Origin of the sequence: Streptococcus sp. FSL E2-3488, from assembly GCF_038003585.1 — a bacterium.
GTDB classification, from domain to species: domain Bacteria; phylum Bacillota; class Bacilli; order Lactobacillales; family Streptococcaceae; genus Streptococcus; species Streptococcus thermophilus.
This window is the reverse complement of the sequence record NZ_JBBOPL010000001.1, coordinates 975,584-997,809: the sequence shown is the minus strand read 5'-3', so window position 1 is coordinate 997,809 and position 22,226 is coordinate 975,584. Positions and strand designations below refer to the sequence as shown.

General features: G+C 39.1%; 18 protein-coding genes and 5 pseudogenes. 13 read left to right on the top strand and 10 right to left on the bottom strand.

Annotated features, from left to right (window positions below):
* Nucleotides 1–11 precede the first annotated feature (11 nt).
* The gene (budA, locus tag MHH90_RS05190; RefSeq protein ID WP_340725814.1) at nt 12–731 is read left to right on the top strand and encodes an acetolactate decarboxylase; all 720 of its coding nucleotides are present in this window, start codon (nt 12–14) and stop codon (nt 729–731) included.
* A 58-nt stretch (nt 732–789) separates the two neighbouring features.
* Here budA and MHH90_RS05185 read toward each other — a convergent pair.
* Together MHH90_RS05185 and MHH90_RS05180 are read right to left on the bottom strand one after the other, a co-directional pair.
* Nucleotides 790–2,009, bottom strand: a pseudogene (locus MHH90_RS05185) (ISL3 family transposase).
* 286 nt (nt 2,010–2,295) lie between these two features.
* Complete coding sequence (locus tag MHH90_RS05180) at nt 2,296–3,000, bottom strand: ABC transporter permease (RefSeq protein WP_252989159.1); 705 nt, start codon at nt 2,998–3,000, stop codon at nt 2,296–2,298.
* A 119-nt stretch (nt 3,001–3,119) separates the two neighbouring features.
* On the opposite strand from MHH90_RS05180, the pseudogene MHH90_RS05175 reads away from it, so the two are divergent.
* A pseudogene (locus MHH90_RS05175) lies at nt 3,120–3,974 on the top strand (SDR family NAD(P)-dependent oxidoreductase); the annotation flags it as partial.
* 55 nt (nt 3,975–4,029) lie between these two features.
* Here the strand turns inward: MHH90_RS05175 and MHH90_RS05170 are convergent.
* Together MHH90_RS05170 and MHH90_RS05165 are read right to left on the bottom strand one after the other, a co-directional pair.
* Nucleotides 4,030–4,363 (bottom strand): annotated as a pseudogene (locus tag MHH90_RS05170) (glucuronide permease).
* A gap of 38 nt (nt 4,364–4,401) precedes the next feature.
* Nucleotides 4,402–4,941: a TetR/AcrR family transcriptional regulator gene (locus MHH90_RS05165; protein WP_002944663.1), complete on the bottom strand. Its 540-nt coding sequence runs from the start codon at nt 4,939–4,941 to the stop codon at nt 4,402–4,404.
* 133 nt (nt 4,942–5,074) lie between these two features.
* Here MHH90_RS05165 and MHH90_RS05160 point away from each other — a divergent pair, with 133 nt between their 5' ends.
* The 5 genes and pseudogenes from MHH90_RS05160 to MHH90_RS05140 all read left to right on the top strand — a co-directional run bounded on the left by MHH90_RS05160 (nt 5,075) and on the right by MHH90_RS05140 (nt 10,266).
* Nucleotides 5,075–5,971: a cation diffusion facilitator family transporter gene (locus MHH90_RS05160; protein WP_065973155.1), complete on the top strand. Its 897-nt coding sequence runs from the start codon at nt 5,075–5,077 to the stop codon at nt 5,969–5,971.
* 111 nt (nt 5,972–6,082) lie between these two features.
* Entirely contained in the window at nt 6,083–7,177 is a 1,095-nt protein-coding gene (gene hemH / locus MHH90_RS05155) for a ferrochelatase (protein WP_232975692.1), read from the top strand.
* Nucleotides 7,178–7,273: 96 nt separating this feature from the next.
* Entirely contained in the window at nt 7,274–8,311 is a 1,038-nt protein-coding gene (locus MHH90_RS05150) for a zinc-binding dehydrogenase (RefSeq protein WP_011681096.1), read from the top strand.
* Between the two features lie 256 nt (nt 8,312–8,567).
* Nucleotides 8,568–9,432 (top strand): annotated as a pseudogene (locus MHH90_RS05145) (alpha/beta hydrolase).
* Nucleotides 9,433–9,942: 510 nt separating this feature from the next.
* Nucleotides 9,943–10,266: a hypothetical protein gene (locus MHH90_RS05140; protein ID WP_014621541.1), complete on the top strand. Its 324-nt coding sequence runs from the start codon at nt 9,943–9,945 to the stop codon at nt 10,264–10,266.
* A 409-nt stretch (nt 10,267–10,675) separates the two neighbouring features.
* Here the strand turns inward: MHH90_RS05140 and MHH90_RS05135 are convergent, their stop codons facing one another.
* Both MHH90_RS05135 and MHH90_RS05130 read right to left on the bottom strand, forming a co-directional pair.
* Nucleotides 10,676–11,809: an IS256-like element IS1191 family transposase gene (locus MHH90_RS05135; RefSeq protein WP_340725813.1), complete on the bottom strand. Its 1,134-nt coding sequence runs from the start codon at nt 11,807–11,809 to the stop codon at nt 10,676–10,678.
* Between the two features lie 37 nt (nt 11,810–11,846).
* Entirely contained in the window at nt 11,847–13,022 is a 1,176-nt protein-coding gene (locus tag MHH90_RS05130) for an IS256-like element IS1191 family transposase (protein ID WP_340725732.1), read from the bottom strand.
* Between the two features lie 312 nt (nt 13,023–13,334).
* On the opposite strand from MHH90_RS05130, the gene MHH90_RS05125 reads away from it, so the two are divergent.
* Nucleotides 13,335–14,099 (top strand): nucleoside phosphorylase, encoded by a 765-nt coding sequence (locus MHH90_RS05125; protein ID WP_011681098.1) that lies wholly within the window; start codon nt 13,335–13,337, stop codon nt 14,097–14,099.
* A 61-nt stretch (nt 14,100–14,160) separates the two neighbouring features.
* On the opposite strand, the gene MHH90_RS05120 is transcribed toward MHH90_RS05125, so the two are convergent.
* Nucleotides 14,161–14,796 carry an HAD hydrolase-like protein gene (locus MHH90_RS05120; RefSeq protein WP_014608272.1) on the bottom strand — a complete coding sequence of 212 codons (636 nt, stop codon included), beginning with the start codon at nt 14,794–14,796 and terminating at the stop codon, nt 14,161–14,163.
* Between the two features lie 143 nt (nt 14,797–14,939).
* On the opposite strand from MHH90_RS05120, the gene MHH90_RS05115 reads away from it, so the two are divergent.
* Together MHH90_RS05115 and MHH90_RS05110 are read left to right on the top strand one after the other, a co-directional pair.
* Nucleotides 14,940–15,215, top strand: coding sequence for an ABC transporter substrate-binding protein (locus MHH90_RS05115; protein ID WP_109195044.1), 276 nt, complete (start codon nt 14,940–14,942; stop codon nt 15,213–15,215).
* 236 nt (nt 15,216–15,451) lie between these two features.
* Nucleotides 15,452–15,610: a hypothetical protein gene (locus MHH90_RS05110; protein ID WP_002950673.1), complete on the top strand. Its 159-nt coding sequence runs from the start codon at nt 15,452–15,454 to the stop codon at nt 15,608–15,610.
* Nucleotides 15,611–15,810: 200 nt separating this feature from the next.
* Here MHH90_RS05110 and MHH90_RS05105 read toward each other — a convergent pair whose 3' ends face one another.
* The 3 genes and pseudogenes from MHH90_RS05105 to MHH90_RS05095 all read right to left on the bottom strand — a co-directional run bounded on the left by MHH90_RS05105 (nt 15,811) and on the right by MHH90_RS05095 (nt 19,427).
* Nucleotides 15,811–16,077: an MATE family efflux transporter gene (locus MHH90_RS05105; protein ID WP_260224129.1), complete on the bottom strand. Its 267-nt coding sequence runs from the start codon at nt 16,075–16,077 to the stop codon at nt 15,811–15,813.
* Nucleotides 16,074–16,843, bottom strand: a pseudogene (locus MHH90_RS05100) (MATE family efflux transporter). Before MHH90_RS05100 ends, MHH90_RS05105 begins: the two are co-directional and overlap by 4 nt.
* Before the next feature lie 925 nt (nt 16,844–17,768).
* Nucleotides 17,769–19,427, bottom strand: coding sequence for an Rqc2 family fibronectin-binding protein (locus MHH90_RS05095; protein WP_260224128.1), 1,659 nt, complete (start codon nt 19,425–19,427; stop codon nt 17,769–17,771).
* Nucleotides 19,428–19,759: 332 nt separating this feature from the next.
* Between MHH90_RS05095 and MHH90_RS05090 the strand changes: the two genes are divergently transcribed.
* The 3 genes from MHH90_RS05090 to MHH90_RS05080 all read left to right on the top strand — a co-directional run bounded on the left by MHH90_RS05090 (nt 19,760) and on the right by MHH90_RS05080 (nt 22,222).
* The gene (locus tag MHH90_RS05090; RefSeq protein ID WP_228024362.1) at nt 19,760–20,587 is read left to right on the top strand and encodes a TraX family protein; all 828 of its coding nucleotides are present in this window, start codon (nt 19,760–19,762) and stop codon (nt 20,585–20,587) included.
* Between the two features lie 41 nt (nt 20,588–20,628).
* Nucleotides 20,629–21,177, top strand: coding sequence for a DJ-1 family glyoxalase III (locus MHH90_RS05085; RefSeq protein WP_002948194.1), 549 nt, complete (start codon nt 20,629–20,631; stop codon nt 21,175–21,177).
* Nucleotides 21,178–21,448: 271 nt separating this feature from the next.
* Nucleotides 21,449–22,222: a dihydroorotate dehydrogenase electron transfer subunit gene (locus MHH90_RS05080; protein WP_011681108.1), complete on the top strand. Its 774-nt coding sequence runs from the start codon at nt 21,449–21,451 to the stop codon at nt 22,220–22,222.
* Nucleotides 22,223–22,226: the final 4 nt, after the last annotated feature.

The window sequence follows — 22,226 nt, the reverse complement described above, 5'->3', positions numbered from 1 at the left end:
AGGGTGTAGACATGTCTGAAGCCATAAAATTATTTCAATATAATACTTTGGGAGCCTTGATGGCTGGGCTTTATGGAGGTACTTTAACCGTTGGAGAGTTGTTAGAGCATGGAGACTTGGGTCTCGGAACATTAGATTCTATCGATGGTGAGTTGATTATTCTTGACGGTAAAGCCTACCAAGCTAAAGGCTCTGAAGGTAAAGTCGAAGTGGTAGAAGTTTCTCCTGATGAAAAAGTTCCCTATGCAGCAGTCGTACCTCACCAAGCTGAAGTTATCTTCCGTCAACGTTATGAAATGACTGATAAAGAACTTGAGGATCGTATTGAATCATACTATGATGGGGTCAATCTTTTCCGTTCAATCAAAATCAAAGGTCATTTTAAACACATGCACGTGCGCATGATTCCAAAATCAAATGCGGACATTAAGTTTGCTGATGTTGCCACTCGCCAACCTGAGTATGAGGTAGATGATATTTCAGGTACAATCGTTGGTATCTGGACACCTGAAATGTTCCACGGTGTGAGTGTTGCTGGTTACCATCTCCATTTTATTTCAGATGACTTGACATTCGGTGGTCACGTTATGGACTTTGTTATCGAGAATGGTATTATTGAAGTTGGACCAGTTGACCAACTCGATCAACGCTTCCCAGTTCAAGACCGTCAATATCTCTTTGCTAAATTCAATGTTGATGAAATGCGTAAAGATATTACTAAGGCTGAATAAGCATATAAATAAGATACTGTCTCTTTGTCAACTATAGTGGGTGACGAAAAGCTAATATCTAGAGAGGGCCGGATAGGTCCTCTTTTTATGAATGTTCAGAGTGATGAAGACACGCTTCTTAAAGTTGATAAAGTTTCTAAAACCGAAGCCCAAACGTTTGATGTCTTTGATCAACTTATTAGTCGCTTCAAGTTTCGCGTTTGAATAGTCCGTTTCTAGTGCGTTTTTGATGTATTGCTTGTGTCTAAGAAAAGTCCTAAAGACCGTTTGAAAATAGTGATTGACCTTGCTTCTATTTTCCTCTATCAGGTCAAAGAACTCACCTACTCTCTTCTCCTGAAAGTGAAAAAGCAAAAGCTGATAAAGTGTATAGTAGTCAGTAAGCTCTTTTGAAAAGACTAGTGTCTTCTTAACAACTTCATGTGGTGCTAAAGTTTGGCGGAAAGTCTTTGAATAGAAAGAGTTGAGAGATAACTTACAGCTGTCCTTTTGGAAGAGTCGCCAGTGATTTTTCAAGGCTCGATAGGGTAGTGACTTCTTATCGAACTGGTTCATAATTGCAATTCTAGTCTTTAAAAAGGCACGTCCAAGGTGCTGGATGATGTGGAAACGATCAAGAACGATTTTTGCGTTTGGAAAGAGCTTGCGAGCCAGTGGAATATAAGCTCCAGACATATCCATCGTGATAAACTGTACCTGTTGCCGGACTTTCAATGGATACTTCAAAAAGTAGTTTCGTATAGTAGTTTGGCGGCGATTATCAAGGATGGTTATGAGTTGGTTTGTCTCATAATTCTGCGCCACAAAAGCCAATTCCCCTTTCTTGAACCCAAACTCATCCCAGGACATAACAGCAGGGAGTTTGTCATAATGTTCCTTGAAAGTGAACTGATCAAGCTTACGATAGACAGTGGACGTCGACACGCGAAGTCTTCTTGCAATATCAGTTAGTGACACCTTCTCAGTTAGAAGCTGTGTAACTTTTTGTCGGACTAGATTGGAGATTTGGCAGTTTTTCTCAACGATAGATGTCTCAGCTACCGTGACACTTCTACAACTTTTACACTGGAAACGACGTTTTTTCAGACGTAGTAGAGTTGGCGTTCCCGCTTGCTCGAGAAGAGGGATTTTAGAAGGCTTTTGAAAGTCGTACTTGATCATCTTTCCTTGGCAGTGAGGACATGATGGTGCAGGGTAATCAAGTTTTGCTTGAATCTCGATATGAGTGTCAGTTTCAAAAATAAGTGAAATCTTGATATTTTGGTCTTTAATTCCGATTAATTATGTGGTATTCTTAATAAGTCTCATAAGTTCTTCCTAATGATGGTTTGGTTGCTTTTCATTATAGTTCTTATGGGACTTTTTGTGTACACTCAAAAAGCTCTATAATCTCTACAGTAGTTTTACCCACTACAGAAATTATAGAGCCAAGATACTCCCCTATTCGACATAGGGGAGTATCTTGTTTTAAAACGACGAAGTGGTCCTAACTCTTCCGTTTTATTTATTAAGTTATAGCATATCTCACTCAACAGATTTTAGAGCCTCGAGCATATTGACTTTCTTAAGGTGTTGGTTCACAAAGATACCCAGAACCTGTCAGAATGATAATGATTACTAGTGTTGGAACAGCGTAGATGAGCCAGCCAAGATTTGGATTGAACATAATATTTTCAGGCGTGATAACATCTACCATGTATTGATGCAGTCCCAAACCAAGTCCGAATTCAACCAAGATACCAATGATAGAAAGATAAATTGTTTCTCGATAGATGTAGAGCGTCACTTCTTTATTAAAGAAACCTAGAACCTTAATGGTTGATAATTCGCGGATACGCTCTGCCACATTGATATTCGTTAAATTGAAGAGAACAACAAAAGCAAGAAGAATAGAAACACCAATCAAAACTCCCATAACACGGCTAAGTGAGTTGACGATGGTCTTAATTTGTGCCTTTAGAGTAGTATTTTGGACATCCCCTTTTACACCATCAAGAGACATAAATCGACTGGCTGTTTGCTCAACATTTTTGTCTGAATGATCTTTTAGTGTAAGTATCGTAGCATTTTGGCTAGCCTCTTTTCCGAAAGCATCCTTATAAGTAGATTCGTTCATAAAGATGAAGTGCCCCATGTACATCTCAGAAATACCAGAAACTTTGAGTTTGATGTCTTTGTCCTGGCTATTTTGAACGGTTACTTCATCACCTACAGAAATACCAGCTAGGTCCGCCAATTTCTCTGAGATAATAATGCCTTTTTCAGTCAAATCAAGCTTCTGACCAGTTTCACGATGATTGAGTTTGATGTAATTTTGAAGTGTTTTTTGATCTTTATCATTGACAACAAGTGTTGTGATATCTTGACGATCGTTATTACTTCCTACATCTAACAGGTGCTACGGACGGTATCGGTAAGCATCTAGCAAAGAAACCGTCTAGTGAAGGCTATCATATCATCCTCCACGGTCGCAATCCTCAAAAGCTGGAATTGGCTACTCAGGAGGTTCGGGCAGTCTCCTTGAGAGGCAGAGTGTCTAGCTACTTGGCTGATTTTTCAAAATTAGATAATGTTTATCGATTTGTGGAGGAAATCAAGCGAGACTTTCAAAGGATTGATATCTTATTTAACAATGCAGGTCTGTATGCAGGGAAAGAGCGAAAAGCGAGTGGTGAAAATGTCGAACTAACTTTCATGTTATCCGTTCTGGTTCCCTATATTTTTATAACAGAGCTAATCCCCTTGTTAGAAAAATTGCCTGATGGCCTTGTTATCAATACCTCTTCCTATATGCACCATTTTGCGAAAGTGAAGGATTTGGACTTTGGCTTTGAGAAAGAATACAATCCCGGTTTGGCCTACAATAATTCCAAGCTCTACACCATTTGGATGACACGCTATCTAGCAAGAGATTTCTTTTTAAAAGGTTCAAATACCACTATTAATGCCTACCATCCCGGCTTGATTTTAACCAACTTAGGGAATAATTCTAGTGATAAAAAGACGGAAAAGTCTCTCTTCGGACGCTTGATGAAGTCTCTTTCAAAAGATTTAGATCAGGGAATCGAAACAGGCTATTATCTCACCTTATCAGAGGAAGTCAGTGGCTTGACTGGCTACTACTTTGATGAAAAGAAAGTCAAGTCGGTATCTGAAAAAGGCTACTCATTTGAAAAAGCACAGAAATTAATGAATTACTGCCAAGAAAAGGTCAAAATGTTTAAAGAAAAGCAGAATGTTTAATATCATAAATATAAGAAAAAAGCTCAAGTTTTCATTAATAAAACTTGATCTTTTCTTATACAAGAGTTAATAAAATCGTAATTACCAGAGCGATTCCGATCCGAATCAGGTAGTGGGCTACTAGATGGAAATTTCCTTTATGCTTGCCATTCCAATAGGCTCCGTAGCAAATCAAGCTAACTCCGATCAGCCAAAGGAATAAAGCAACAATTGGCAAAAGGAAGTAAAGGATGAGAGAAGGTCGCAAGGTTGCTTCCGATAAGGAGAAGCCGATTTCCTAGAGTATTCTTGTGCTTTCTTAATTCTGAAAGACTGGCCATTAAATGAAGAAGAGCAAAAGCAAGGGATAAGAAAGCTGTGAAAATACCAAGAAGAATGAGGAGGAGCATAGTTTTCCTTTCTATGATACATGATGTAAAGTCGCACCTTAGTTAGAAGCGACGTTTAAAATCTCCAAATAAAACTGGACTACTTCCTGCTCGCTGTAGGACTTGCCTTTTTTCAACCACCAGGTCAGGGTTTCAATGAAGTTGGTTACAACCAGGTGCTTGAGATATGAGTGAGGAATGTTGGGGTGTGATTGAATCAGTTCATCAGCTACCATTGGATAGACGTCATGTTCCAGTTCTTTTCGCAGCTGCCGGATAAAATAATCGTTTTTTGAAAGCAAGAGACTGGTTACATGGTCTTGATTTTTCTTGAAATGTTGAAAGATATGGGCCAGGTAGTCTTGTGGAGAGAGGTATTGAGTACGCTCAAACAAATGGTGAAAGAGCTTTTGGCAGAGCTCATCCAGTAGTAACTCTTTGCTCTCATAATGGCTGTAAAAGGTCGAACGCCCCACATCAGCCAAGTCAATAATCTCCTGAACGGTGATGGCCTCATAATCTTTTTGGTTAAGTAAGTACAAGAAAGCTTGATAGATGGCTTTTCTAGTCTTGGTAATGCGACGATCTTGTGCAGTCATATGGACACTATGAACAAACTGTTCAGTAACGTACACAGCGAACGGTTTGCCCCTATCCTTTCTGTTGGTAGTATTGGATAATAGATATTGAATATGATGTTCGTGAATCTATTATACCAAAGGAAGGTAAAAAATGAGTTCAAAATATGCAGTCTGGTTGGCTTTTTTCTTGAATCTAAGCTTTGCCATTGTTGAGTTTATTGCAGGGGGAATCTTTGTTTCCAGTGCTGTTCTCGCTGACTCTGTCCATGACTTGGGGGATGCTCTAGCCATTGGCCTCTCGGCCTTTCTAGAAACAATCTCCAATCGTGAAGAAGATAGTCGCTATACCCTAGGCTACAAGCGTTTTAGCTTATTAGGGGCTTTGGTAACGGCAGTCATTCTGATGACAGGGTCTGGTATGGTGATTTTAGAAAATGTAAGCAAGCTTTTCCACCCACAACCCGTCAATGACGAAGGGCTTCTTTGGTTGGGAATTATTGCTATCAGTGTCAATCTGCTGGCGAGTCTGGTCATTCGTAAGGGTCAGACCAAGAATGAGTCTATTCTCAGCCTGCATTTTTTGGAAGATACCTTAGGTTGGTTGGCTGTCATCCTGATGGCCATTGTCCTCCGATTTACGGACTGGTATATCCTAGATCCCCTCTTGTCTCTTGCTATTTCCTTCTTTATTCTGTCCAAAGCCATTCCACGTTTTTGGAGCACGCTCAAGATTTTCCTGGATGCTGTGCCAGAAGGGGTAGATATCAAGCAAGTTAAGAATGACTTAGAGCAGTTGGATAATGTTGCTAGTATCAATCAGCTTAATCTTTGGACCATGGACGGCTTGGAGAAAAATGCTATTGTCCATGTTTGTCTGGAGCATGTCAAACATATCGAGGTCTGTAAAGAGTCTATCCGAGACTTGCTCAAAGAGAGTGGCTTTCAAAATGTCACCATCGAAGTTGATGAAGACTTGGCAACCCACCAAGCTCACAAGCGAAATATCGAAGAGCTAGAAGCAGAAAGTGAGCAGCAACACCATCATTAAGGTTTGTTTTTAAACTCTTAGAGTCTACCTTTAAGAGTTATTTTGATACCAAGTTCCCTAAAGTGATCCTTTTCATGATAAAATAGAACAAATGTAGAACAAGGATTAATTATGAGTAAGAGAGCTGTGTTGATGATGACCTTTGGGTCACCAGAAGAGATTACCTATGAAGGAGTAGCGGAGTTTTTCACGAATATACGGCGTGGTGTTCGTCCTGAACCACATGAAATTCAGACTTTACATGACAATTACCTCCGAATTGGTGGAACTCCACTCCAAAGGATAACCAGAGAAGAAGTTGATTTGGTTGCTTCTGCTCTTGGAGAACAAGTGTCGGTTTACTTTGCCAATAAATTTTCACGACCTTTCATTACAGATGTGATTACACAGATGGAGAATGACGGAATTGAAGAATGTTTGTGCTTGATTTTAGAGCCCCATTATTCTTACTATTCTGTCATGGGATATGAGAAATTTTTAGAAAGTGAGCATATTAGGTTCCAAATTATCAAGGACTGGTACCGCGAACCTTCTCTTCTTCATTATTGGGCTGATGAAATCCGAAAGATTTTAGATCAGATTGGAGACGACAGTTATAAGGTGATTTTTTCAGCTCACAGTGTCCCAGTTTTGGCACTAGATTTTGGTGACCCTTATATCGACCAGATTTATGATAATAGTCGCTTGATTGCGGAGGATTTAGGACTTAGAGAAGAGCAGTACACTAATACTTGGCAGAGTGAGAGTGATATAGGTATTCCTTGGATTAAGCCTGATGTCTTAGAATATCTACGAGATGAGCGTGAACACCCAGACCACTATATTTTTGTCCCTATTGTCTTTATTAGTGAGCATATTGAGGTTCTTTTTGATAATGATGTGGAATGTAAGGAACTTTGCCAAGAGCTAGGTGTAGCCTATCACAGACCTCCCATGCCAAATCGCGATCCTCGTTTAATCAAGGCCCTTCTTTCGGCTATTCAGTCTCATATAGACGGTGACTATAGTTACTATCAACCTCAGCTTGAGACCTTTGATGAGCTGGAAACTCCTTCTAGCACAGGTCAGATTTTGGATGAGGAAAAGGACATTCAAATGCCCGATTTCGTCAAGAAATTGATTGCTAAAAAAGGTCTAGAAAATGTCAAGATGCCATATCTATTTAAGAAAATGCTTGAAAAGAAGTATGGAAAAAAATATGATTAGTTGCTATTGTTTGAAAGTAATTTGGAGGGCATGATGTGAGCTAAAGCTTGCCTAAAAGTGTATACTAACTATAACTAAAGAAATAGAGGTAGATATATGAAATCAGCAGTTTATACCAAAGCTGGACAAGTGGGGCTGGCAGAAATTGATCGCCCGCAAATCGTGGCAGCAGATGATGCCATTATCAAGATAGTACGTACTTGCGTTTGTGGATCTGACCTTTGGAGTTACCGTAATCCGGAAATGGAAGAGGGACATAGAAATAGTGGTCATGAGGCTATCGGAATTGTCGAAGAAGTTGGTGAGCAAGTTACTACGGTAAAACCAGGAGACTTTGTCATTGCACCTTTCACACATGGGTGTGGTCAGTGTGATGCTTGTCGAGCTGGTTTTGACGGCTCTTGTGATAACCACTCAGGTAATAACTGGTCTGAGGGCGTGCAGGCTGAGTATATCCGTTTCCACTTTGCCAACTGGGCCCTTGTCAAAATTCTTGGGCAACCCTCAGATTATAGCGAAGGCATGCTCAAGTCACTTTTGACACTTGCTGATGTTATGCCGACGGGTTACCATGCTGCGCGTGTGGCTAATGTACAAAAGGGTGATAAGGTTGTCGTTATCGGAGATGGGGCTGTTGGTCAATGTGCTGTCATTGCATCTAAGATGCGTGGAGCTTCTCAAATTGTCCTTATGAGCCGTCACGAAGATCGTCAAAAGATGGCTTTGGAGTCAGGTGCGACTGCGGTTGTAGCTGAGCGTGGCGAAAAAGGCATTGACAAAGTCCGTGAAATCCTCGGGGGAGGAGCAGATGCAGCTCTCGAGTGTGTCGGTACTGAAGCAGCAGTAGAACAAGCTCTTGGTGTCCTCCATAACGGTGGTCGTATGGGATTTGTCGGTGTGCCTCATTATAATAACCGTTCCCTTGGTTCGACCTTTGCCCAAAATATTTTAGTGGCGGGAGGGGTAGCCTCTGTCACAACCTATGATAAACAAGTTTTGTTAAAAGCTGTTCTTGATGGCGACATCAATCCAGGCCGAGTCTTTACGACAAGTTATAAATTGGAAGATATTAATCAGGCTTATAAAGATATGGATGAACGCAAGTCTATTAAATCTATGATTGTTTTAGATTAGTTAAGTTATACAAAAGTCTTGGTAATGCAAGAGAGCTGTGTTTCCAAGCCTTTTTATATGTTGCAAAGGAGACAAAAAATGATTACAGTCGAAAGGGCTAGTCACACAGACCTTTATGACCAGGTGAACGTGATTCCGTTTGAAGAGATGGATCGTTTCATTAAGGAAAACATGTAAGATGAATGAGTTCGTAATCAGTATTGCAAGTAAAAAAGTTATGACCATTTAGCTCTTACATAAAGCAAATTAGAAAGGTATATATGAAGAAAGAACTCTTATTTTCAGTCTTTTAGCAATACTTGGTCTTGTTTGTGTAGGTGGTTGGTATTTTATTTCCCAAAACCAAGCGCAGGCCGTAAAAGCAGAAGCAAGAAAAACATTTATTCAATCAAGCCGTCCAACCATCTTTTTCCATGGTTGGGAGCTCAAGCAGTCATGCGGAAAGACACATGGCTAATGCAGCTAAAAAATCTGGCGTGACCCAAACCATTATCGAAGCCAATGTGGCTGAAGATGGGACCGTTACTCTGAAAGGGACTATTCAAAAAGATGCGGTCAATCCGATTGTCCTAGTCAATTTTGACAATAATTGAGGGGCCAGCACTCAGGACCAGAGCAACTATGCCTACGCTGTTGTCAAAGCTCTCCAGGATACCTACGAAATCACTGAGATGAACATGGTTGGTCACTCCTACGGCAATATAGCTATCGTCTATTATATGCTCCAGCATGGCAGTGATACCAGTCTGCCTAAACTAGTCAAACAAGTGGATATCGCCGGTCACTTTAACGGGATTATCGGCATGGATGAACCGGAAGAAAACTCTCTAGATGGCGAAGGAAAACCAACTAGCATGACCGGGTCATATGAGGAGCTCTTGTCTCTTGGAGACAACTATCCTCAAGGACAAGTTGAAGTCCTCAACATCTATGGCAATACAGGTAAAGAGAGTGATGAGCGCGTGACCAATCTATCCAGTCAATCCCTAGCCTATCTGCTTAAAGGTTATGTCAAATCCTACCAAGAAAAGAAAATCACAGGTCTTAACGGCCAACACAGTAAACTCCATGAAACAACCTTGGTCGATAAGCCTCTAAATGCTTTCTTATGGGGAAAATGAGTTGATAAGAATATAAAAAAATCTAGTAGAGGCTGTCTACTAGATTTTTTTAATACAATGATTGGGTTGGCAGAGAAGAGAAGTAAAAGAACGAATCCAATTTCATCTGACATTTCATGTAAAGAATGTTAAATAAAGATAAAATAATGTAATCGTTTACTTTTATTTCTCATAATATTTACAGCCTTGTTTTTGATGGAGTTCAGAAAGATGAAGTCTAGTGATTATAACAAGGTCAGAGGAGTTATTGTCGAGAATTGTAATAAAGTGAGTCTGCATTCTAAGGTTACTATCACTAAATTATATTGGACAGCCTTAGAAATACCAACTTACCACGTAACTTATACCTATTCTGATAAAACTAACGATGACCAGAAAGTAGTATTAGAGAAAATACGGCTATTCATGAAGAAGGATCAAGTGACTCTTATGGCAATGTTCCAGAATATAAGGAATCGTTTTTGAAGCAGAAATCTGTCCAAAAGGTTGAGAAGAAAATTAAAAAAACAATTGAAGAAACAAAAACTCGGTCTTCCTATTAGTTCATTTAGTTTTCTATCTAACTTCAGTCATGATGAAAAGGAGAAAAATCTGGATACCTTATCCTCAGACAATCTCAAAGAAGGTAAGAAGGACTTTGCAGGTTACTATCAAATTTCATACCAAACCTTGATTGATAAAGAGTTGATTGAGATGGTCATTTATATCGATGAAAAGATAACAGTCAAATCACAAGATATGAAAGATGCGGCTAAAAAGTTAGATGCTAGTGATCTTCCGAATGGTGAATATAATTTCTTTTATTCCAATACCAAGGATGAGAATCAAGATTAAATCAGTTATTCTTTTAAAGTAAAAGATGGGAAAGTCGTTTTTTATGAGGATGAGAATCTAGTACTAGAAGATGATGATTAAAGGTGAGGAGATGAAGAAAAGTTATAAATTCTATTTATTTGTTATTATCAAGAATCTTCATTCTCACAATCCTTTTAAAAACTGGATAGGAGAGATTATTTCAGAGTATCGTGCATAGGTTCTTAACATCAGAAGATTTCGTGAGACAATAAAAGATGATTGAAATAATCTTTCTTGAATAGAACACAAATAAGACATGTTTCTGACTAAAACAGATTCATGTCTTTTTTAGGTGTTATGATTTAATCATCTATTTTTCTTGATTATAAGCTAATAGATTGATACTGTCAATAATTATGTGTAAACACTCAAGTAGAGTTGAAGAATGTTAATCAAATAAGCTTTCAAGTGTGTCAGCACATTGGCCAAACCCTTTATGGATGCGTTGATTTTGCTTGAAATTATAATCTTCAAACAGGGTAACTAAATAACGTTCCAGAGCCTCCTCGTTAGGAAAAAGAACCTTCTTTTTCGTTTGACGTTTGATTTCTTTGTTAAGAGACTCAATGAGGTTTGTCGAATAAATGCTATGCCAAATCTGGTAGGGAAACTGATAAAAAGTTAAAAGATTATCCGTATTCTCCAGACTTTCCATGACTTTCCTATACTTTGGTTTCCATTCGGCGATAAAGTTCTCTAAAATTTGCACTGCCATTTCTAAATTTTCAGCACGATAAATCGTTTTAAATTGCTCCAGAATAACCGCTCTATCTGCTCGTTTCACTTTACTAGCTAGATTTCGACTAATATGAATTAAGCAACGTTGTTGTTTAGCTAATGGGTAAGCCTGATTGATAATCTGTTCAAGCCCCTTGAAGCCATCGGTCACTACAAGAGAAACCTGTTGGATTCCTTGGTTTTGAAGCTTGTCTAACAGGGTGGACCAAGAAGCATTGTTTTCATTTGGGGCGATTTCATATCCAAGAACAGCCTTCTGTCCTTCTGGTGTAATGCCAAGTGCGATATGAATACATTCTTTACTAACGGTTCCACGTCTTAAGGGGAGATAGGTTCCGTCAAGAAATAAAACAGAGTAATTGGCTTCTAAGCTTCGCTCATGAAAAGTAGCGACATTCTCCTGAGTTGCTTTTGAGATATTAGAAATTGTGGCAGGACTATAGTGATGACCATACATTCGCTCGATGATATCACTAATTTCTCGAGTCGTTACACCGGTTTGATAGAGTTTGATAACCATCTCTTCCAAGTGGTCATCTCGACGTCCATAAGCGGGAAGCAAAGCTGGACTAAAGTTCCCATTACGATCTCTAGGAATACTCAACTGAACAGTCCCATATTTGGTTTCGAATTTCCGTGCATAGCTTCCGTTACGACTATTCCCAGAATTATAGCCTAATTTATCGTAAGGTTCATACCCTAAAAAGGCTGATAACTCTGCTTGAAGCAGATCATTCATTGCTGTTTCAAGAGAAGTACGGAAAAATTCATCAGATACTGTCAATAATTATGTGTAAACACTCAAGTAGAGTTGAAGAATGTTAATCAAATAAGCTTTCAAGTGTGTCAGCACATTGGCCAAACCCTTTATGGATGCGTTGATTTTGCTTGAAATTATAATCTTCAAACAGGGTAACTAAATAACGTTCCAGAGCCTCCTCGTTAGGAAAAAGAACCTTCTTTTTCGTTTGACGTTTGATTTCTTTGTTAAGAGACTCAATGAGGTTTGTCGAATAAATGCTATGCCAAATCTGGTAGGGAAACTGATAAAAAGTTAAAAGATTATCCGTATTCTCCAGACTTTCCATGACTTTCCTATACTTTGGTTTCCATTCGGCGATAAAGTTCTCTAAAATTTGCACTGCCATTTCTAAATTTTCAGCACGATAAATCGTTTTAAATTGCTCCAGAATAACCGCTCTATCTGCTCGTTTCACTTTACTAGCTAGATTTCGACTAATATGAATTAAGCAACGTTGTTGTTTAGCTAATGGGTAAGCCTGATTGATAATCTGTTCAAGCCCCTTGAAGCCATCGGTCACTACAAGAGAAACCTGTTGGATTCCTTGGTTTTGAAGCTTGTCTAACAGGGTGGACCAAGAAGCATTGTTTTCATTTGGGGCGATTTCATATCCAAGAACAGCCTTCTGTCCTTCTGGTGTAATGCCAAGTGCGATATGAATACATTCTTTACTAACGGTTCCACGTCTTAAGGGGAGATAGGTTCCGTCAAGAAATAAAACAGAGTAATTGGCTTCTAAGCTTCGCTCATGAAAAGTAGCGACATTCTCCTGAGTTGCTTTTGAGATATTAGAAATTGTGGCAGGACTATAGTGATGACCATACATTCGCTCGATGATATCACTAATTTCTCGAGTCGTTACACCGGTTTGATAGAGTTTGATAACCATCTCTTCCAAGTGGTCATCTCGACGTCCATAAGCGGGAAGCAAAGCTGGACTAAAGTTCCCATTACGATCTCTAGGAATACTCAACTGAACAGTCCCATATTTGGTTTCGAATTTCCGTGCATAGCTTCCGTTACGACTATTCCCAGAATTATAGCCTAATTTATCGTAAGGTTCATACCCTAAAAAGGCTGATAACTCTGCTTGAAGCAGATCATTCATTGCTGTTTCAAGAGAAGTACGGAAAAATTCATCAATATCTTGCTTTTGGGCTAGGAAGTTAAGTAGTTCTGTGGTAAACTGAGTCATAGGAATAAATCTCTTTCTAGTAATGTTTTGCAACTCTACTATAACGGATTTATTCCTTTTTGTGTTTACACAACTTATTTTACACTACCATTCATCAATATCTTGCTTTTGGGCTAGGAAGTTAAGTAGTTCTGTGGTAAACTGAGTCATAGGAATAAATCTCTTTCTAGTAATGTTTTGCAACTCTACTATAACGGATTTATTCCTTTTTGTGTTTACACAACTTATTTTACACTACCAATAGATTTTATGAAATCATATAATCAGTTTGAATTTTTGATATAATAATTCTTAAAACTTAGGAGGCAACAGATGATACATAAACATGAAATCCCAATTTTAGAGTTTGATGATAGTCCTCAGGCTGTGATTATGCCGACACATGAGGACTTAGATTTAGACTTGCCGGCTAGGTGTATTTACGCCTTTTTAGAAGAAGAGATTGAACGCTATGCGAACGCCGTTGAGGCTGATAAAGTTGGAGAGTTTGTCTCCGCGACCAAAACTTATCCTATATTTGTTATGACTTACAATGGGGAGGAGATTTGCTTGGCTCAAGCTCCAGTTGGATCAGCTGCAGCTGCACAATTTCTTGATTGGTTAATTGGTTATGGCGTAAAACAAATCATTTCAACTGGAACTTGTGGCGTTTTGGTAAACATGAAGGAAAATGTTTTTTTGATTCCTACTATAGCGTTGAGGGATGAAGGAGCGAGTTACCACTATGTTGCGCCATCCCGCTATATAGACATGAATAAACAAGCTCTGGAAGCTATTGAGAAAACTTTAAAACAAAAGAAAATCCCCTATGAAGAGGTCATGACCTGGTCGACAGATGGTTTTTATAGAGAAACACCAGATAAGGTTTCCTATCGTATTGAAGAGGGCTGTAGTGTTGTAGAGATGGAATGTTCTGCACTTGCAGCAGTTGCTCAACTTCGAGGAGCTATTTGGGGATTACTACTCTTTACGGCAGATTCCCTTGCAGATATTGACAATTACGATCAACGAGATTGGGGCTCAGAGGCTTTTGATAAGGCTTTAGAGCTTTGTCTGGATATCATTGTCCAGATGTAATCCTAATTCAATAGAAAAAAGAGCATGACTATATAATCGTGCTCTTTTTAGATGTAAGTTATTATTTCAAAATATCCCAAAGTTCTTGGGTGGTCTCAGCTACAAAATCTGGATTTTCAGCTAATAAGGTTTCGTTAGTCCCGAATCCCCAGGTAACCGCTATTGTTTTGATGCCAACTGTTTTTCCACCAATCAAATCAAACTTGGTATCACCAACAATGACAGAACTGTCCTTATTCGCATTATTTTCAGTGATAGCACGCTGCAAGACGTCAGCCTTGTGGAAAGCAGTAGGTGTGGCCCCATAGATACCGTCAAAAAACTCAGTGATGCCAAGGTACTCGCACATTTCCAGAGCGGTAGGCTCATTTTTGGAAGTCGTAATATAGATTTTCTTATTTGGATCGTGACTCAGCTTTTCTAGAACCTCTTTTATACCGTCGTAGAGGTGAGCTTCAAACTGTCCTTTGGTCTCATAATAGTCACGATAAATTTTGACAGCTTGGGCAGCACCTTCTTCGCTAATTTCTTCTTTGAATGTCACTTCTAGAGGTGGTCCCATAAAGGTTCGAATTTTTTGGTTGCTAGGAACAGGTAGGCCCAGTCTTTCAAAGGTTTGGACAAAACCATTGTGGATGCCCTCGGAACTATCTATAAGAGTACCATCAAGGTCGAAGAAAATGTGTGTAAATGTCATATGATTCTCCAATACAATGTTATTTGTTTATTATATCATGATAGGACAAAATACAAAGTCAAACAATACAAGTCAGACTTTCAAAGAGAAGACGATTGTGCTTGATTTTGATAGGGTGGAGTTGAAAAAAAGCTTCCAAACATATCCTTATCCTCGACCACCTCTATGGTGAAATTTTAGACCCATTAGATATAACTCCTATAAGGGGTGAGACAACCGGTCAAACTGGAAGTCAAGATTTTTCAACCCTTTTTAAGAAACAATACAAGGATAAAAAAGTGATTTCAGTGGGTTGGCAGGAAAATCCAGATTTAGAAAAGATTGCTGAGTTAGAACCTGATTTAATCCTTATGACAGGAGAGCGAAAGGATCTTTATGAAGATTTGTCTGAGATTGCACCAACTGTTGGCTATTTATAGCAACACAAATGAAAAGCAGACATCTTTGACAAACGTGATGAAATGAAGAAAGATCTCGATAGAGTTGATGCTAAGGAGGCTGTTTTTGCGGAAAATGTCAAAGCTAAATTTAGCTTCCAAAAACTTATGTATTTAAGCGTGACTATCAATGAAATCCGTTACTATGCTTACGGGCATCTTGGTTACCTGTATGATACTTATAAGTTCAATCGTGCGAAACCTATAATCCAGATGATATGTTCCAACTTAAAAACTCACCTATCTGGAGTAAGCTTAAAGCTGTTCAAAATAATAAGGCTATCTATGCAGATTATTTAACTTATATGCTTGGATTTGGCATTGTGTCGCAAGAAATAATTATGAAACAAATAGCTGATGAATGGGGATTGAATTAAACTAAAAAGGAATCTAGCTGACAAACAAACGTCTGGTGTGTTTCTCAAAGAAAAATAGAGCTGAATAGTCATAGGAATCCAAAGCAATGGTTCACATAGGATAACGCCAAGATAGCCCATATAAAGAATGACAAACACAACAAAGAGAATTTTACCAAAAAGCTCAATAAAGCTAGAGGTTTTTGGTGTGAGTTTTTTACCTAGCCCCTGGAGACTATTTCTAAAGATGAAGAGTATTCCCAAAATAGGATAAAAAGGGAATTGATACGCAAGTAGCGGTCGGCGTTGTTGATAATCATAGCATTATCAGACCCAGAAATAAGACCAGCCAAGAAGGGACTTATCATATAGAGTAGGACACAAGCAATAATGGACCAAATGATAGAGACAAGGCATGACTGTTTCGACCCTTCAACAATACGTTTAAACTGTTGGGCTCCGAAATTCTGTGAGGTGAAGGTCGTCACCCAGCAGCAAGGGAGGTCAAGGGTAGAACCGCAAAGGACATAATTCGTCTTGCTGCCACCTGAGCACTAATGATGAGAGGGCAGAAGCCATTAATGGCGTACTGTAAGGTCACAGTTCCAATAGAAACAATGGAATTCATGAGGCCCATGGCCATTCCTTGTCCAAAAAGGTCCAGATAAAGGCTTGAATCAAGAACAAAGTCAGACTTATGTAGTAGGAGAAAGGTCACCTTTTTCTTAATATAGTAAAGACAGAGTATAGCTGACAACCCCTGTGAGATAATAGTTACTAAGCCTGCTGATTGTACGCCAAGATGGAGCTGTGTAATAAAAAAGTCTAAAATGATATTAACTAAGGCTGAAAAAATCAGGAAGTAGAGAGCTGTGAGGCTATCCCCAACCGCCCTAAGAAGCCCTGCGCACAGATTATAACCCAAGCTTACCCCAACACAAGACACAATCATAGAAATATACTGGTAGGACTGTCTAATGATAGAACTAGGACTTCCTAAAAAGTTAGCAAAGGATAAAGACCAAAATGCCCTAAAAACATAACTGAGACACTTAAGCCTAGACCAATAACAAGTGTGGTAGCTACAGATTGACGAAGCTTATCATATTTTTGCGCACCATAATAACATGCAATAACAACTCCCCCCATATCATTTCCAACACCAAGGGCAAATCCGATTACCAAATCAAAAATAGAAGAGGAAGCCCCAACAGCAGCCCAGGCATCAGGTCCTAGAAAGCGTCCCACAATCATGACATCAGCAGTATTGTAGAGCTGCTGAAAAATATTAGAAACTAGAGTAGGCAGAGCAAAGATTAAAAGAGACCTCAAAATTGGGCCTCCTAAAAGATCAACTGACGAATTTTTTATAGTACTATTATAACAAGAGAGTAATCGTGAAACAATAATAAAAAGTCACCCTAGGATGACTTTTTCATAGACTTTAGATAGCGGTTGAGCTTTTGTGACATATGGATATAACCGGCCGCAATCATTGGAAGCTGTAAGTAAATATAGAGAAGGGTGTACTGGCTCTTGGTCTCAGAAATGAGATGGAATAGAAGCCCTCCAAAAAATAGAATGAGGAAAGAAAATGTCAAAAAATTCAAGGTTCAATGAAGATTTTAGTTATATCATGTTGATTATAAGTCTACTAACAGTCTTTTCTGTGCTCTTTATAAAAATTACATACTTAGTAGCATTACCTTATTATAAAGTTATAACAAACTTGTTCTCAGAAAAAGTTAGCCAGTCTGAAGCTCAAAAGTTTAAATATTGGATGCGATTTCTTCCTGTAGGCTGATTTGTAGATATTAACAGTATTGAAGACAACAAACGTATCAAACATGCTTCTGTTACTTTATCATTTTTACCAATAGCACTTCTTGTGTATTTAATTACTGTTCCATTAACTTATGATGCTTCTTCAGACTCAATAATATGGGTGATTTCATTTATTTTTCTGTGTTTTACAATAGGTAGTGTAATTGGATTTTACAAAAATTTTAAGTTTACAAAAAATAATCAAGATTATCACAAGAATATGTATTGAATAATAAATATAAAATAAACCACTAATATAATGAAAAAAAGGAACCTACTAAGTTCCTTTTTTATTACAGTTAAACTAGCATTAACAACCACTAGGCATTACATAATGGTTGGTGGAATGTTCAATTTATTTCATTCGCATGCTGTCAATTTTTTCTTCAGTTGGTGTGACACGTAAGGTTTTTTGTCCCGTATAAGTCACAAATCCAGGCTTACCTGCTGTTGGTTTGTTGAGTTTCTTAACATCAATCATATCTACTTGAACCAAGTTTGATAGACGAGCCTTAGAGTAGTAGGCAGCTAGTTCTGCCGCATCAGTCTTGACCTCATCGGTTGGGTTAAGATTGTCCTTGATGACCACGTGACTACCTGGAATATCCTTGGCGTGGAACCAGAGCTCACCTTTTTTAGCCATCTTGAAGGTCAACTCCTCGTTTTGTAGGTTATTACGACCAACCATGATAATGGTCTTGCCATCAGAAGCTAGATAACGTTCAGGTTTCTTGCGTTTCTGACGTTTGTCAGTTGAACGACGCCTCATAAAGCCAGCTTGTACAAGCTCCTCACGAATGTCTTCGATCTCATCCATGTTAGCTTGAGAAAGACTAAACTCGACACTTTCCAAATAGTTAATGGTTTGCTTGGTTTCTTCAATTAAACCAGTTAAGTGCTTAACAGCTTCCTTGAGCTTCTGGTATTTCTTGAAGTAACGCTGAGCATTCTGGTTAGGCGTTAGGGCCACATTTAGAGGAATGGTAATCTTTTCGCCAGTATAGTAGTTGTCTAGTTCTACACTATCCTTGTCATTTGGCACCATGCTCAGAAAGGTTGTTAAAAGTTCACCTTTTTGACGGAACTCCTCAGCATTTTCAGTAGCAGCAAGCTCTTTTTCTTGTTTAACAAGTTTCTTCTTGTTTTTTTCCAGTTCATTTTGCACACGATGGATCAAATCACTAGCCTGTTGAGCCACACGGTCACGCGCCGCCTTGTCCAAGTAGTAGTAGTCCAAAAGCTCTGACAAGGTCTCAAACTCAGGTTGGTCCTGACTATCTGAGAATCTTACAGCTGAAAATGCCTTAGTCGTAAGATTAGGTTCGACCTCACGATTAAAGAAGTCACGAAAATTCTTGAGTTTATCAGTCTCTAATAAAGCTGATAATTCATTAGCCGTATCACGCCCCAACCCTTGGAAGAGTTTTTGAAGGTTTTTAGCTGACAAATCCTCCGTCTGTAAGAGTTCAAAGAGATTTTCGTCTGAAATATTGAAAGGATTCCTAGCATCTGTCTTTGGCGGAGCAATGTAGGTAGAGCCAGGCAAAATAGTTCGGTAACTATTTTGCGAGAAACCAACGTGCTTGATAGACTCTATGATTTTGTTCTCGTTCTTGTCAATAAGGATAATGTTGGAGTGTTTCCCCATGATTTCCATAACAAGAGTAACCTTAACACTGTCACCGATTTCGTTTTTGTTAGACACGGAAATCTCAAGAACACGGTCATTTTCCAGCTGCTGGATATCCTCAATAACAGCTCCCTGAAGGTATTTACGCATAATCATGGTATAGGTGTTTGGATTCTGAGGATTTGGCAACTCTGCCTTGGTTGTCTGGATACGCCCAAAGACAGGGTGAGCCGAAAGCAAAAGCTTGTAATTCTGACGATTGTTACGAATGGTCAACACCAATTCACGATCAAAAGGCTGATTAACCTTCTGGATACGCCCGTAAAGCACCTGCTCACGTAACTCGGCCGTCATATGATGAAGAAAAAAGCCGTCAAAAGACATGATGCACTTCCTTTCTTGTTAGTGGTAATGGTTGTTATTTTAATTGTGATAATATATAAAATGCTTAACCATTATAGCATAAATCCGGTAGAAATGTTTGGGGAGGGTCGAGAATCTAAACTGATTATTTTAATCTATTATAAATTATCATAAAAAATGGTATGACATAAGTAGCTAAAACATATCAAAATTCTTCAAACATTCTTTTGAATTATATTCTAGTTATGGTATCATTTAATACGCTGAAAATTTAAGGAGTATTCTAATGAATAATATTAGAAAGCTATGTAATGCGACTAATTTGAAATACCCAGCTATTGTACTTATGTTTTTTGGATCACATCCATCAGATGTTTGAGGGTATGGGAGTGCCACTATGGTTAACTATGTTAGGGCGTTTGGTTTTTCCTATCTTCCTTTTTCTAGCAGCTGATAGTTTCCATTATACTCATGATCGATTGGCCTACCTCAGACGTCTCCTCTACATGAGTTGGTTCATGACCATTGGCAACGCCATCATTGGTAATGTCTTTCATAATGGTAATGTTGGTTTGATGAACAATGCTTTTTCAACCTTCTTTATTACAGGGATTTATATCTGCTCATGGGATTTGTTGGCTAAAGGGCTTCGCGATAAATCATACAAGGAATTGATTCAGGGGCTCGGTCTCTTTCTCTTTCCAATTCTGTCATCTATTCCAGTTGTAGTCCTGGCAGGTATAAATGAAATACCACATGCAAACCCACTTGTTGTGCAAATTGTTGCCTCTATCTTGTCACTTGTGCCAAGTATTATCATGGTTGAAGGTGGCTTTGTGATGGTTATTCTTGGTTTGCTATTCTATATTTTCCGTACCAATCGTATCGCACAAATTATCGTATTAGCTATTATATCAGTGATTGCCCATCTCTTTGATCCGACAACTGTGCAGTGGATGATGATCTTCGCTGTGATTCCTATGTATTTCTACAACGGTGAGCGTGGTAGTGGCAATAAGAATTTCTTCTACATATTCTATCCAGCCCATATTTATCTCTTGTGGATTTTAGCAAGTTTTTTTCAGATAAGAAGACAGAGGAAGTCCTTATACTGTCTTTTTTCGTGCTCAAAGTCCAATTTTTATAATTTGTTTCCTGCTTCTAAAACTGCTATAATTTAAGGAGTAATAGAATCTTGTGATAACTAAATTGGAGGTATATCATGACAAAAGTAGCAGTAGTATTTGCGGAAGGATTTGAAGAAATCGAAGCCTTGAGCCCAGTGGATGTCTTCCGCCGAGCTGGATTTGACTGTAGCATGTTAGGACTTGAAAGTGCATCAGTGACAGGCTCTCATGGGATTCAAGTCACTATGGATGGCGTATTTGATGGTAATCTAGATGAATATGATTTGGTGGTTCTCCCTGGCGGCATGCCTGGCTCAACTAAACTACGTGATCACCAAGCCTTGATTGCCTCTCTTCAAGAAGTTGCTAAAGCTGGAAAATATGTTGCTGCTATCTGTGCGGCACCAATTGTTCTCGAACGTGCTGGTCTTCTTGAAGGTCGCAAATTCACATGTTTCCCTGGTGTTGAAGAACAAATTGCATCTGGCGAACATCAAACTGATTTGGTGGTCGTTGATGGCAATATTGTCACAAGCCGTGGTGCCGGAACAGCATTGGCATTTGCATATGCCTTGGTTGATTTGTTGGGCGGTGATGGTCAGCAGTTGGCTCATACTATGGTCTACGACAGACTGTTTCAATAAGATTGATAAATAGATCATGTATCAAACAGAGGGCCTAGTTATAGGCTGGAGAGACCTTAGCTTAAATTTATAAGCTTTGGTTTTTTCTTTTCTTCTTTGACATCCGTCTTGAAAACGGTTATAATAATCACAAAATAACCTTTAAATGAGTCCAGAGAGGCTTGAAAGGTCGGACAGAGTGAAACAGCAGGTTTCTCCTGTGATTTTTTGTGCGACCTTGCCATATGGTGAGGTTTTTTTGATGACATTTTGCAGTATAGAAAGGGTTGTCATGATTTTAATTGAAGATTTAACCGTTGTGAGTCAGCGTGAGATTGCACCTCGTATATTTGAGATGGTGCTTAAGGGGGAGATGGTTGCGGATATGCAGCTTGGTCAGTTTGTCCACCTCAAAGTGCCAGACCCAAGCAAGCTCCTTCGTCGTCCGATTTCCATCTCAGAGATTGACTACAATAAAAAAGAGGCAACCATTGTCTATCGTGTGGAGCGTGAGGGAACAGCTATCCTTTCAAAGATGGTAGCCGGTCAAACTATTGATACCATGGGCCCTCAAGGAAATGGTTTTGATATTTCCATTATTGAGGCTGGGCAGAAAGCTCTCCTTGTTGGTGGTGGTATTGGCGTGCCACCTTTGGTTGAGACGGCTAAGCAGTTGAAGGCTAAGGGAGTGGAAGTTGTATCAGTAATTGGTTTCGCCAATAAGAATGCCGTTATTTTGGAGGATAAACTCAGGGCTTGTGGTGATGTTTATGTGACGACTGACGACGGTTCATACGGTATCAAGGGTTACGTTTCGACAGTCATTGATAACTTTGACTGGACACCAGATGCCGTTTACAGTTGTGGAGCTCCAGGTATGCTCAAATATGTTGATAGCAAGTTTGAAAATCATCCTCACGCCTATGTTTCTATGGAAGCCCGTATGGCTTGTGGAATGGGGGCGTGCTATGCCTGCGTAGTTCACGTTAAAGGAGAAACGGATGCTAAAAATCTTCGTGTTTGCGAGGAGGGACCAGTCTTTCCTACCGGAAAAGTCATCGTCTAGGAGG